The following is a 12545-nucleotide window of genomic DNA, read 5'->3' on the forward strand; positions in this document are numbered from 1 at the left end:
ACCGAAGGGAGCGACGCATGGCGGCGACGCCGAACGAGGCGCGACTGCCGGTGCGGGTGCGTCGCATCGCCTACGAGGCATGGGATCGGCTGCGCAACCTCACGACCGCATCGCCCGCTCGATTCGCCGTCCTGGTGTTCGCCACGCTGATCGCCCTGTTCACCGCGCTGTTCTCCCTGCCCGCGGCGTCCGCGACGGGCCAGCGCATCCCCTTCGCCGACGCGCTGTTCACCGCGGTGTCGACGATCTGCGTCACGGGGCTGTCGACGATCAACATGTACTCGGACCTGTCGCCGCTCGGCCGCGTCATCACCTACATCGGCGTCAACGTGGGAGCGCTCGGGGTGCTGACGCTGGCATCCATCCTCGGACTCGTCATCTCGAAGAGACTGGGGCTGCGGGCCAAGCTCATCGCCGCCGGCGACAGCAACCCGCTGCGCGCCCACGGCGGTCCGGTCAACGAGGGCCAGACCGTGCGCCTGGGCGAGGTCGGTCAGCTGCTGCGGACGGTGGCACTCTCGACGCTCGTGATCGAGGCGGCGCTCACCGTGCTCATCTACCCCTCGCTCATCATCGGGGGCATCCACCCCCTGGTCGCCCTGTGGGAGGCGCCCTACTACGCGGCCATGTCGTTCACGAACACCGGCTTCATCCCGAACGCCGACGGCCTGGCTCCCTTCGCCCAGGACTATTTCCTGCTGACGGTGCTCATGGCCGGCGTGTTCCTCGGTTCGATCGGGTTCCCCGTCATCTTCACGCTGTGGCGGCACTACTGGCGGTTCCGCCTGTGGTCTCTGCACGCGAAGCTCACGATCATCACGACGGTCGTGCTGTTCTTCGTCGGCGCCGGCGTCATTCTCCTGCTGGAATACGACAACCCCCTCACATTCGGAAGCATGGATGCGTGGGACACCACCTTCCAGGCCTTCTTCCTGTCGGCCATGACGCGTTCCGGCGGTTTCAGTGTCATCGACATCGGAGACCTCAACGGAGCCACGCTGATCGTGGGTTCCATGCTGATGTTCGTCGGCGGGGGCTCGGCATCCACCGCCGGCGGGATCAAGGTCACCACTCTCGCCGTGCTCGCCCTCGCGGTCTTCTCCGAGGCGAAGGGGCGCCCGTCGGTGCAGGCGTTCGGCCGTCGCATCCCCAGCGACGTGCAGCGCGTGGCGCTGTCGGTGGTCGCCTGGGGAGCCACGATCGTCGCGGTGTCGACCGTCACCATCAGCCGCATCACCGATGCCCCCATCGAGCACGTGCTCTTCGACGTGGTCTCGGGCTTCGCGACCGTGGGACTCTCGACCGGCCTCACCGCCGAGCTCCCCGACCCCGCGGTCTACGTCATGGCGGCCACGATGTTCATGGGGCGCATTGGTACAGTGACTCTCGCCGCGGCCGTGGCGGCATCGTCGCGGTCGCAGCTGTACGCGCTCCCCGTGGAAAGGCCCATCGTTGGTTGAACGCATCCGCAGTGACGCCCCCGTCCTGGTCATCGGCCTCGGGCGTTTCGGCGCGGCCTGCGCGGGCGAACTCGACCGACTCGACCGCGAGGTGCTCGCCGTCGACGGCAACCTCGAGCTCGTGCAGAAGTGGTCGGAGCGCGTCACGCACGCCGTGCAGGCCGACGCGCGCAACATCGACGCCCTGCGCCAGATCGGCGCCCAGGACTTCCAGGTGGCCGTCGTCGCCGTGGGCTCGCTCATCGAGGCGTCGGTGCTGATCACCGCGAACCTCGTCGACCTCAAGGTGCCGCAGATCTGGGCGAAGGCGGTCTCGCAGTCGCACGGCAAGATCCTCGCCCGCGTGGGCGCGAACCACGTGATCTACCCCGAAGCCGAGGCCGGGGAGCGCGTCGCGCACCTCGTCAGCGGCCGCATGCTCGACTTCATCCGCTTCGACGACGACTTCGTGCTCGCCAAGATGTACCCGCCGAAGCTCGTGCGCGGCGTCGGGCTGAATGAATCCGGCGTGCGCAGCAAGTACAACGTCACCGTGGTCGGGGTGAAGAGCCCCGGACGCCCGTTCCGCTACGCGGAGGCGAACACCGTCGTCACCAACCACGACCTCATCATCGTGTCGGGCACGAACAGCGACATCGAGCGTTTCGCGGCCCTCGACCGCTGATCCGGACCTCGCTGCGGTGGGTGCGTGCGGCGGGCCGGCACCGACGCGTCAGGCGTCGACGTCGAGCGTCACCTCGATCTCGTCGTCGACCGCGAGCCCCTCGGCATGCTGGAGGGCTTTCTTCAAGGGGACGATGTATCCCCCGTCCTTCGGCCAGAGCGAGGTCGTCACGGTCGTCGAACCGGTGGTGACGGATGCCGGGATCATGCCCCACCCGTATGTGACGATCGGCGAGACCTCGGCGATCGTGCTCGCCTCGCGCGGTGGCACGGTCACGAAGTGGTAGGGCGCGGGACCGCGCCAGTACCAGATCGTCCCCGAGAAGCGCAGGCGCACATCAGCTCCCGGCGGCGAGCTCTTTCGCGCGGGCCAGTGCGGCCTCGGCGGCCTCGGTGAACGTGTCGGCGAGGTGCGCACCCTGCAGCACCGCCACGGCGCGCTCCGTGGTGCCCTTCGGGCTGGTGACGCGACGACGCAGCTCCGCGGGATCGACGTCGGACGAGTCCATGAGCGTCGCAGCCCCGACGAAGGTCTGCTCGGCCAGCAGACGCGCCTGGTCGTGCTCGAACCCCATGCGTTCGGCGGCCGCGGTGAACTCCTCGACCAGCAGGAAGACGTAGGCGGGCCCGGATCCCGAGATCGTGGACAGGGCGTCGATCTGCGATTCGGGCACTTCGACCACCGCGCCCACCGTTTCGAAGAGGGCCCGCACGACCGCGACGTCGTCGGGGGATGCCGAGGCACCCGCGGCCAGACCGGTCACGCCCCGGCCGACGAGCGACGGGGTGTTCGGCATCGACCGCAGGGTGACGACGTCGTCGCCGAGGTGTCGGGCGAAGGTGGCCAGGGTCACCCCCGCCGCGAGGCTCACCACGATCGTGCCGGGACGCAGGTGCGGGGCGATCTCGTCGAGCAGATCGGGCACCATCGCGGGCTTGACGCCCACCAGCACGACGTCGGCGGCCGCCGCCGCCTCGACGTTGCCACGGGGGTTGGCCTCGAGCGCCACACTCGTCACGCCCTCGAGTTCGGCCAGCTCCGCGGCCTTCGCGATCGAGCGGTTCGTGGCGGTCACCCCTCCGTCGACGAGTCCCGCGGCCACGAGGCCGCGGAGGATCGCTCCCCCCATGGAGCCGGCACCGAGGAAGGCGATCGGGGGCAGCGAGGTCGTGGCATCCGTCATGGGTCCCAGTCTATGAAGCGGCTCCGTCGCGCGGGGCAGGGTCGCGCGGGGTGAGGTCGCGCGGGGCAGGGTCGCGCGGGGCGAGGTCGTGCAGGGCAAGTCTGAGTGCGGGCGGAAGGGGCGCGCGTTAGCATCGGAACGCGGTGTACCGGGGCACCGGCGAGCGACACGGAGGACTGCATGACTCTCTTCGACGGCATCAGCGCACGCCTGGTCGAGACCGACCGGCTGGGTGTCAACGTGCTCGAGCGGGTGGGCGACGACCCGGCCGCGACCCCCGAGCGCACCGTGGTCTTCGTGCACGGCAACGTGTCGTCGTCGCTGTTCTGGCAGGAGATCATGCAGGATCTGCCGAGCGAGCTGCGGGTCCTCGCCGTCGACCTGCGCGGCTTCGGGCGCACGGAGCACACGCCCATCGACGCCACCCGCGGCGTGCGCGACTTCAGCGATGACCTGTTCGCGACCCTGCAGGCGCTCGGCATCCCCGAAGCCCACCTCGTGGGTTGGTCGATGGGCGGCGGCGTCGTGATGCAGTACGCGCTCGATCACCCCGTCCGCTCGCTCACGCTGCAGGCCCCCGTCTCGCCGTACGGCTTCGGCGGCACGCGCCGCGACGGGTCGCGCCTGAACGACGAAGACGCCGGCACCGGGGCGGGAGGCGCCAACCCCGACTTCGTGCAGCGTTTGATCGACCACGACACCACCGCCGACGCCCCCACGTCTCCGCGCTCGGTCTTCCGCTCGGGCTACGTCGCACCCGACTACGCGAGCGAGCACGAAGACGTGTGGGTCGAGTCGATGCTCACCACCTCGACCGCCGGCGGCAATTACCCCGGGGATGCCGTGACCACGGCGACGTGGCCGGGCTTCGCCCCGGGCACCACGGGGGTGCTCAACACGATGGCGCCGAAGTACTTCGACGTCTCGGGCATCGTCGACCTCGACCCGAAGCCGCCCATCCTGTGGATCTACGGCACGGCCGACGCGATCGTCTCGGACGCGTCGTTCTACGACCTCAACCACCTCGGCGCGCTCGGCGTGATCCCGGGCTGGCCGGGCGCCGACGTCGCGCCCGCGCAGCCGATGGTCTCGCAGACCCGCGACGTGCTCGCCGCCTACGCCGAGAAGGGCGGCGAGGTGACCGAGGTCGCCGTCGAGGGGGCGGGACACTCCGTGCACCTCGAGCGGCCGGCGCAGTTCCGCCGCGCCCTGCTCACCCACATCGGCTACGTGGGCCGACCCGCCGACCCGGCACCGCCCACCGAGGCGATCATCCTGCGCTCGGCCGACTGACCCCGCCGCACCCGACTTCGGAGGCTCCCGTGGAGTACTGCCTGTTCACCGAGCCCCAGCAGGGGTTCACCTACGACGACCAGCTCGCGTTCGCGCAGTCGGCCGAGCGGCACGGCCTCGACGGGTTCTTCCGCTCCGACCACTACCTGCGCATGGGCGAGGGCGACCCGCGCCCCGGCCCCACCGACGCGTGGACGACGCTCGCCGGCCTCGCCCGCGAGACCTCGCGCATCCGGCTCGGAACCCTCGTCTCGTCGGTCACCTACCGGGTGCCCTCGATCCTCGCGATCCAGGTCGCCCAGGTCGACGCGATGTCGGGCGGGCGCGCCGAGCTGGGGCTCGGCACGGGCTGGTTCGAGCGGGAGCATGCCGCGTACGGCATCCCCTTCCCCGCGAAGCGGTTCGATCTGCTCGAGGAGCAGCTGCAGGTCGTGACGGGCCTGTGGCAGACCCCGGATGCCGAGACGTTCTCGTTCGCGGGAGCGCACTACCGCCTCGACGACGCGCCCGCCCTGCCCAAGCCGGAGCAGGAGCGTGTGCCGGTGATCGTCGGCGGTGGAGGGCCGAAGCGCACCCCCGCGCTCGCCGCCCGCTACGCGACGGAGTTCAACATCGGCTTCGTTGCCGAGGACGTCGTCGCCGAGAAGTTCGCCGTCGTGCGCGCCGCGTGCGAGGCGATCGACCGCGATCCCTCCACGCTGAAGCTCTCGGTCGCCCTGCCCACCATCGTCGGGCAGGACGACGCCGAGATCTCTCGTCGAGCCGAGGCCATCGGGCAATCGCGCGAGCAGTTCGACAACGGTGCCAACCTCATCGGGACCCCGGCGCAGATCGCCGAGAAGGTCCACCGGCTCCGCGAGCTCGGCGCGGAGCGCGTCTACTTCCAGCTCATGGACCTGCGCGACGTCGCGCACGCCGATCTCGTCGGCGCCGAGGTGCTGCCCCTGCTGCCGCGCTGACGGGTCTCGGCGCCGCGGGTCATCGTCTGTCGACGAAGAACGCCCGCAGCTGGGCGGCCGCGCGCTCTTCCTCGACCCCGCCGATCACCTCGACGCGGTGCGGCAGGCGCCTGTCGCGCAGGACGTCGTACATCGATCCCGCGGCGCCCGCCTTGGCATCCCACGATCCGAAGACCACGCGGGACACGCGCGACTGCAGGATCGCCCCGGCGCACATCACGCAGGGCTCCAACGTGACCACGAGGGTGCAGTCGGCGAGGTGCCAGGAGCCGATCCGGGATGCCGCCGCGCGAAGCGCCACGATCTCGGCGTGCGCCGTGGGATCGTTCGTGACCTCGCGGAGGTTGCGCCCTTCGCCGATGACGGTGCCCTCGGCGTCGACCACGACGGCGCCGACCGGGACGTCGCCCTCCCCCTGCGCCAGGTCCGCGAGCACGAGCGCCCGACGCATCGCGGCGAGATCGCGAACGGTGGGGGTCACGGGGGCTCCGGAGAACGATGGCGGAAAAACGACGGCTGAGGCGCGCGGAGGAAGAGGTTAGCCTTGAGCCTATGCGTGTCCACGTCGCCGATCACCCGCTCATCACCCACAAGCTCACGGTGCTGCGTGACGTGCAGACGTCGTCGCCGGTCTTCCGCCAGCTCACCGAGGAGCTCGTGACGCTCCTCGCCTACGAAGCGACCCGCAACGTGCGCGTCGACCCGATCGAGATCCAGACCCCCGTCACCACGACGATGGGCGTCAAGATCAGCGAGCCGCGGCCGATCGTCGTCCCGATCCTGCGCGCGGGCCTCGGCATGCTCGAGGGGATGGTGAAGCTCCTCCCCACCGCGGAGGTCGGCTTCCTGGGGATGGTGCGCGACGAGGAGACCTTCGAGCCCACCACGTACGCCGAGCGCCTCCCCGACGACCTGAGCGACCGCCAGTGCTTCGTGCTCGACCCGATGCTCGCCACCGGCGGCTCGCTGGGCGCGGCCATCAAATTCCTGTTCGCCCGCGGCGCGCAGGACGTGACCGCGATCTGCCTGCTCGGTGCCCCCGAGGGCGTCGCGGCGATCGAGAAGCAGGTCGAGGGTCACGATGTGACGCTCGTGCTGGGCGCCGTCGACGAGCGCCTGAACGAGAAGGGCTACATCGTGCCCGGCCTCGGCGACGCGGGCGACCGCCTGTACGGCACGGCCTGAGACAGCCGACGGGGTTCGCGGCACGCCGGGGCTCACCCTCTCGGCGGGCCGGGATGCGCCCCGAACGCCCGGCGTCGCTGCCCGCGGTCAGGCGTTCGCGCCCACCAGACGCGCGAAGGCGCTGAGGCGGGCGACGCCCTCGGGCGTGCGCGGCAGATCGTCGAGCAGGGCGGGCGACGAGACGATGTAGGCCGCCTGCATCGCGCGGGAGACGGCGACGTTGATGCGATTGCGCAGCAACAGGAACTCGAGCCCGCGCGGAGCGTCGCGGCCCGACGACGCGGCCAGGGTGAGGATCGCGACGACCGCCTCCTTCCCCTGGAACCGATCGACCGTGCCGACGGGGACGTCGGAGAACCCGGCCGCTGCCAATGCTTCCTCGACGGCGACCTGCTGCGCGTTGTACGGGGTGATGACGATGATGTCGTCGGCACGCAACGCGCGCGGTGGCTCGACGATCGCGGTGTCTCCGGCCCCGCCCTCGGCCCCCGTCCATCGGCGCCCGACGAGGTCGGCGACGATGCGCACGACTTCGTCGGCTTCCTCCGCGGACGCCGTGGCGTTGCCGCGATGGGACACCGGACGCACGTGCACTCCCGGGGCGATACCGTCGAGGTGGCGGAGCGCCGTGGACGGATGCGCCGCGAGGCGGCCCTCGTACGACAGCCGCGACACCGGCTCGGCGACCGCGGGGTGCATGCGGCGGGTTCGAGCGAGGAAGTACCCCAGATCGGCGGGAACGACCTCGGCCCCGTCGATGATCCAGCCGAGCGCCGAGGTGTCGACCGGCTCCGGGTGCGTGCCCTGACTGACCTGCGGTAGCTGCTGCGGATCGCCGAGGAGCAGCAGACGCGTCGCCGCGAGGGAGACGGCGATGGTCGAGGCGAGCGAGAACTGGCCCGCCTCGTCGATGACGAGCAGGTCGAGGCTGCCGCGAGGGATGCGTGCCTCGTGACTGAAATCCCACGCGGTGCCGCCGACGACGAAACCGTGAGCGGCGTTCTCGGCCGTGAACGCCGCGACGCCGTTCTTGGGCAGCACCGTGAAGGCGTGTTCAGCCCCGGGATCTTTCGGCGCCTTGCCGACCCGGGATGCCGGGACGCCCGCCGCGATCACCCGGTCGAGCATGTGCTCGATCGTCGCGTGCGACTGGGCCACCACGCCCACACGGAAACCGCGTTCGGCGACCAATCGCGCGATGACGTGCGACCCGACGTAGGTCTTACCCGTGCCGGGGGGACCTTGCACCGCGAGATAGCTGTGGTCGAGGTCGGCCACGCTGCGGGCGATCGCCGTCGCCTCGTCGTCGCCGGGGGCGCCCGCGATCGCGGTCACCGGGGAGAGGCCGCCGGAGCGGGTGCGGGGAGGGACGCGGCGCAGGATGTCGGCCGCGGGACCGTCGGGGATGCGCGGCGCGGCCGCGAGCACCTCATCGGCCCATGCGTCGATCGCCTTCTGCTGGTTGCCTGCCCGCGGAGGGGCGGGAGGCGTGAGCGCGAGCGGCAGTTCGTCCCACGTGACGCCGTCGGCCGCGATCTCCTCGACGACCACTCCGTCGTCGAGCACCTCGCGCACCGTCACGCGGCGCGCGCCGTGGATCCAGCGGGGGCGGGTCTCGAGCGGGAACGGCGCCGGGAGGTCGTAGACGGCGAACGGTTCGGCATCCGGGCTCACCCGAGTACCGGGAGCCAGCTCGCCGCGGAGCTCGACCAGTCGTCGCTCCGACCCGCGGCCCGATTCGGCGACGTGCCAATCGGTCACCACCCGCGAGCGCGCCGCGTCGACGACGATCACGTCGCGCGTCTCCTCCCACACCGACACCGGCTCGCGAAGGCGCAGGAAATGGGTGGCCCAGTAGGTCTTCTCTTCGCGCGGGTAGTAGTCGATCGCGGCAGCGGCCAGGCGCAGCGCCGTCGCATCGGGCTCGACGGCGTCGGCGGCCCACCGCTGGAGAGCCGTCGCGCGCGGCGAGGGCTCGTAGGCCTGCTCGTCGGGCTCGGCCGCGCGGGAGGGAACGGCCCCGGACTCGCGCGCTCGATCGACCAGCCAGTCGCGCAGACGCCGGGTGGAGACGCAGTCGTAGCGGTTGTAGTCCGCGAGGTCGTCGAGAACCCGCTGGGCCCCCGTGGCGTCGCCGTCGGCGGCCAGGGCACGCGCCTCGACGTACTTGACGATCGAGTCGTCGCCGCGCTGCACGTCGCTCGTGCGCACCTCGTCGCCCATGTAGAGCGGCTCGAGCTTCTTGATCGAGTACGACCTCGACCCGACCCGCAGCGCCCGGCGCACGACCGGATACAGGTCGACGAAGACCCCGTCGCGCAGCAGTCGGTCGACGTCGGCCTCGCGGACGCCGTAGCGGGCCGCCATGGTGAGCAGATGCGTCGGCTCGTAGGGGGCGTAGTGGTAGATGTGCATTCCCGGATACTGCTGACGGCGGAGCGCGACCATGTCGAGGAAGCGCTCGAGGGCGACGCGCTCCTCGGCGAATGTGTGCGCCCACAGGGCGCCATAGGTCTCGCGGCTGTCGACCCAGCCGAAGAGGTAATCGATGCCCCAGTGCTCGCCGGTTCCCTCGGTGTAGAGCGGGTCGCCCTCGAAGTCGAAGAACAGGTCGCCGTGGTCGGGTCGGGGCAGCACGCCGAGCGACTTCGGCGCGACGACCTCGAACGTCGGCACGGCGTGGGCGGAGACCTCGGCACCGGGCACGCCCGCGGGGCTCTCAAGCTGCAGCCGCGCCTGCGTGCGCAGCGAGACGAAGGTGTCGGCGCTCATCGCCGGCGGCGCCTGCGTGGCCGCGGCCAGGGCGTCGATCGTCTCGATGTCGGCCGCGCGGAGCCGTTCGCGCTGCACCGGCCGCATTCCCGCCACGAGCAGCAGGTCGCGGTGGGCGACGACCTCGAGCTCGCACGTGGCGCAGCGACCGCACGCCACGACGTCGAGGGAACCTCGACCGTCGCCCCAGGCGATCGCCTCGCCCGCGGCCCCCTGCGCGACGTCGCGGTCGGCGATCAGGGCGCGTAGGCGCGCGCGACGTAGCGCGAACACCGGCAGCAGGTCGTCGACGCGATGCGTGCTCGTCGTGCCGTCGCCGAGGAGGAGTTGCACCTCGTCGGATCGCGGGACACCGAGTCGATCGAGCTGGTCGACGTAGGCCGCCAGCTGCATGAGGGCGGTGACGCGCGCGCGGCGCGCCAGCTTGGTGTCTTGCACGATCCAGGGCCGCGTGCCCTCGGCATCCGCTTCGGACGCGCGCACGAGGAAATCGGCGAAGCCGACGAACTCGGCCGTCGAGAACGCGGCCTGGTAGACCACCTCGGCGGCCGGGTCGGCGAGGGCGGCGTCGGTGAGGCGCACCGCCTCGGAAAGAGCTGCGGCGTCGGACGAACGGGCGGCGGGGATCTCGCGCACCGCGTCGCCGAAGCGGACGCGGTAGTCGTCGAGCACGCGGAGCTCATGAGCGGTGCCGAGACGCGCGGCGCGCTCGAGCGTGGCGTCTTCGGGATCGTCGACGGGGGCGATCCGCCCGAGCTTGGCGTCGATCGCTCGAAGCCAGGCGAACTCGCACTCGGCCGCCGCCTTGAGGTCGCTGGCGCTCCAGACGACCCGATCGTCTTGCTCGATGTACCGCATGGTGCTCCACGCTAATCGCGACCTCCGACATCGGGTTCACGGCATCCACAGTCCACAGGTCGCGCGGATCCACCCCACGCCGTCGGAGGGGCCTGACAGACTGGTCGGGTGATCACCGACCTGCCGTTCGAGAGCGCGTACCGGCACGGCTTCGCGCGCGTCGCCGCCTGCATCGTCCCGGTCGCCGTGGCCGACCCCGCCGCCAACGTCGAGGCTGTGCTCGCGTCGGCCCGCGCGTGCCACGACGAGGGGGTCGCGGTCGCCGTCTTCCCCGAGCTGTGTCTCACGGGCTACGCGATCGACGACCTGGTGATGCAGGACCCCCTGCTCGACGCCGTCGAGGTCGCCGTGGCCCGGCTGGTCGCGGCATCCGTCGATCTGCTCCCCGTCCTGCTCGTGGGAGCCCCGCTGCGCCACGGGAACCGCCTGTTCAACTGCGCGGTCGTCATCCACCGCGGTCGCATCCTCGGTGTCGCGCCCAAGGCGTACCTGCCCACCTACCGCGAGTTCTACGAGCAGCGCTGGTACGCGCGCGGCGACGACCAGGTCGGCCAGCACATCACGATCGCCGGCGAGACGGTGCCGTTCGGTCCCGATCTGCTGTTCACCGCCGTCGACGTCCCGGGCCTGACGCTGCACGCGGAGGTCTGCGAAGACATGTGGGTGCCCGTTCCCCCCTCCTCCGGTGCCGCGCTGGCCGGGGCGACGGTCCTGGCGAACCTGTCGGGCAGCCCCATCACGATCGGCCGAGCCGACGACCGCACCCTGCTCTCGCAGTCGCAGTCGATGCGCTGTCTCGCCGCGTACGTCTACGCCGCGGCCGGACAGGGCGAATCGACCAACGACGTCTCGTGGGACGGCCAGACGATGATCTACGAGGGCGGGCAGCTGCTCGCCACGACCGAGCGCTTCCCCGACGGCCCGCGGCACAGCGTGGCCGACGTCGACCTGGATCGCCTTCGCCAGGACCGCCTGCGCCAGGGCACCTTCGACGACAACCGCCGCACGGTGGGTCCGGTGTTCCGCACGGTGTCGTTCGAGCTGTCGCCGCCCGCGGGCGACATCGGGCTCCGACGCGCCCTCGACCGCTTCCCGTTCGTCCCCGACGACCCCGACCGCCTCGCCCAGGATTGCTACGAGGCGTTCAACATCCAGGTGTCGGGTCTCGTGCAGCGGCTCGAGGCGATCGGCCGGCCGAAGCCCGTCCTCGGCGTCAGCGGGGGCCTCGACTCCACCCACGCCCTGCTCGTGATCGCCCGCGCGATGGACCGGATGGGGCGCCCCCGCAGCGACATCCTCGCGTACACGCTCCCGGGGTTCGCGACCAGCGCCAAGACGAAGCGCAACGCCATCGCCCTCGCCGAGGCCATCGGGGCCACGATCGAGGAGATCGACATCCGGCCCGCGGCATCCGAGATGCTCTCCCGTATGGGGCACCCCTTCGCCGCGGGCGAGCCGGTGCACGACGTGACGTTCGAGAACGTGCAGGCGGGCCTGCGCACCGACTACCTGTTCCGCCTCGCGAACATGCACGGCGGCATCGTGGTGGGCACGGGCGATCTGTCCGAGATCGCGCTCGGGTGGTCGACCTACGGTGTCGGCGACCAGATGAGCCACTACTCGGTCAACCCCGGGGTGCCGAAGACCCTCATCCAGCACGTCATCCGCTGGGTCATCGGCTCGGGAGAGCTGAGCCCCGAGACGGTGTCGGTGCTGCAGGCGGTGCTCGACACCGAGATCAGCCCCGAGCTCGTGCCGGCCGGTCAAGACGGCCGCATGCAGTCGACCGAAGACCGCATCGGGCCCTACAACCTGCACGACTTCACGCTGTACCACGTGCTGCGCTTCGGATTCCGTCCGTCGAAGATCGCCTTCCTCGCCGCGCACGCCTGGTCGGATCCGGATGCCGGAGCCTGGCCCCCGGGCTATCCCGAGGGCGAGCGCCCGTCGTACGACCTCGTCACCGTCGCGACGTGGCTCGAGGTCTTCCTCACGCGGTTCTTCGGATTCGCGCAGTTCAAGCGCACGGCCATCCCGAACGGGCCGAAGGTGTCGCCCGCGGGGTCGTTGTCACCGCGCGGCGACTGGCGTGCGCCGTCCGACGGAAACGCCCGCGCCTGGCTGGCCGAGCTGCACGCGGCCGTGCCCCAGGCGTTCGCTCACGACTGACG

The 12545-nt window shown here is 71.1% G+C and carries 10 protein-coding genes; 6 read left to right on the plus strand and 4 right to left on the minus strand.

Annotated elements, in window-relative coordinates; translation table 11 throughout:
* Positions 1-17 precede the first annotated feature (17 nt).
* Together Q0818_RS09780 and Q0818_RS09785 are read left to right on the plus strand one after the other, a co-directional pair.
* Entirely contained in the window at positions 18-1460 is a 1443-nt protein-coding gene (locus tag Q0818_RS09780; RefSeq protein WP_298873982.1) for a potassium transporter TrkG, read from the plus strand.
* Positions 1453-2124, plus strand: a complete 672-nt coding sequence (locus Q0818_RS09785) for a TrkA family potassium uptake protein (protein WP_076677413.1) — start codon at positions 1453-1455, stop codon at positions 2122-2124. Before Q0818_RS09780 ends, Q0818_RS09785 begins: the two co-directional genes overlap by 8 nt.
* Before the next feature lie 48 nt (positions 2125-2172).
* Here Q0818_RS09785 and Q0818_RS09790 read toward each other — a convergent pair whose 3' ends face one another.
* Both Q0818_RS09790 and proC read right to left on the minus strand, forming a co-directional pair.
* Positions 2173-2460 (minus strand): DUF1905 domain-containing protein, encoded by a 288-nt coding sequence (locus Q0818_RS09790; RefSeq protein WP_298873984.1) that lies wholly within the window; start codon positions 2458-2460, stop codon positions 2173-2175.
* A 1-nt stretch (position 2461) separates the two neighbouring features.
* Entirely contained in the window at positions 2462-3307 is an 846-nt protein-coding gene (proC, locus tag Q0818_RS09795) for a pyrroline-5-carboxylate reductase (RefSeq protein WP_298873986.1), read from the minus strand.
* Positions 3308-3487: 180 nt separating this feature from the next.
* Between proC and Q0818_RS09800 the strand changes: the two genes are divergently transcribed.
* Together Q0818_RS09800 and Q0818_RS09805 are read left to right on the plus strand one after the other, a co-directional pair.
* Positions 3488-4600, plus strand: a complete 1113-nt coding sequence (locus Q0818_RS09800) for an alpha/beta hydrolase (protein ID WP_298873988.1) — start codon at positions 3488-3490, stop codon at positions 4598-4600.
* A 29-nt stretch (positions 4601-4629) separates the two neighbouring features.
* Positions 4630-5559, plus strand: coding sequence for an LLM class F420-dependent oxidoreductase (locus Q0818_RS09805; RefSeq protein WP_298873991.1), 930 nt, complete (start codon positions 4630-4632; stop codon positions 5557-5559).
* Positions 5560-5578: 19 nt separating this feature from the next.
* Here the strand turns inward: Q0818_RS09805 and tadA are convergent, their stop codons facing one another.
* The gene (gene tadA / locus Q0818_RS09810; RefSeq protein WP_298874256.1) at positions 5579-6010 is read right to left on the minus strand and encodes a tRNA adenosine(34) deaminase TadA; all 432 of its coding nucleotides are present in this window, start codon (positions 6008-6010) and stop codon (positions 5579-5581) included.
* Between the two features lie 101 nt (positions 6011-6111).
* Between tadA and upp the strand changes: the two genes are divergently transcribed.
* Positions 6112-6744, plus strand: a complete 633-nt coding sequence (gene upp, locus Q0818_RS09815) for a uracil phosphoribosyltransferase (protein WP_076677423.1) — start codon at positions 6112-6114, stop codon at positions 6742-6744.
* Between the two features lie 87 nt (positions 6745-6831).
* On the opposite strand, the gene Q0818_RS09820 is transcribed toward upp, so the two are convergent.
* Positions 6832-10374: a bifunctional RecB family nuclease/DEAD/DEAH box helicase gene (locus Q0818_RS09820; protein ID WP_298873992.1), complete on the minus strand. Its 3543-nt coding sequence runs from the start codon at positions 10372-10374 to the stop codon at positions 6832-6834.
* Between the two features lie 108 nt (positions 10375-10482).
* On the opposite strand from Q0818_RS09820, the gene Q0818_RS09825 reads away from it, so the two are divergent.
* Positions 10483-12543, plus strand: coding sequence for an NAD(+) synthase (locus tag Q0818_RS09825; RefSeq protein WP_298873993.1), 2061 nt, complete (start codon positions 10483-10485; stop codon positions 12541-12543).
* Positions 12544-12545 lie beyond the last annotated feature (2 nt).

The sequence above is a fragment of the uncultured Microbacterium sp. genome (assembly GCF_947489255.1).
In the GTDB taxonomy this organism is placed as follows: Bacteria; Actinomycetota; Actinomycetes; order Actinomycetales; family Microbacteriaceae; genus Microbacterium; species Microbacterium phycohabitans.

Excerpts from the sequence above, each read along its gene's own strand:
- Q0818_RS09780 (WP_298873982.1), top strand. The coding sequence starts at position 18 with ATGGCGGCGACGCCGAACGAGGCGCGACTGCCGGTGCGGGTGCGTCGC.
- proC (WP_298873986.1), bottom strand. The coding sequence starts at position 3,307 with ATGACGGATGCCACGACCTCGCTGCCCCCGATCGCCTTCCTCGGTGCC.
- Q0818_RS09800 (WP_298873988.1), top strand. The coding sequence starts at position 3,488 with ATGACTCTCTTCGACGGCATCAGCGCACGCCTGGTCGAGACCGACCGG.
- tadA (WP_298874256.1), bottom strand. The coding sequence starts at position 6,010 with ATGCGTCGGGCGCTCGTGCTCGCGGACCTGGCGCAGGGGGAGGGCGAC.
- upp (WP_076677423.1), top strand. The coding sequence starts at position 6,112 with ATGCGTGTCCACGTCGCCGATCACCCGCTCATCACCCACAAGCTCACG.
- Q0818_RS09820 (WP_298873992.1), bottom strand. The coding sequence starts at position 10,374 with ATGCGGTACATCGAGCAAGACGATCGGGTCGTCTGGAGCGCCAGCGAC.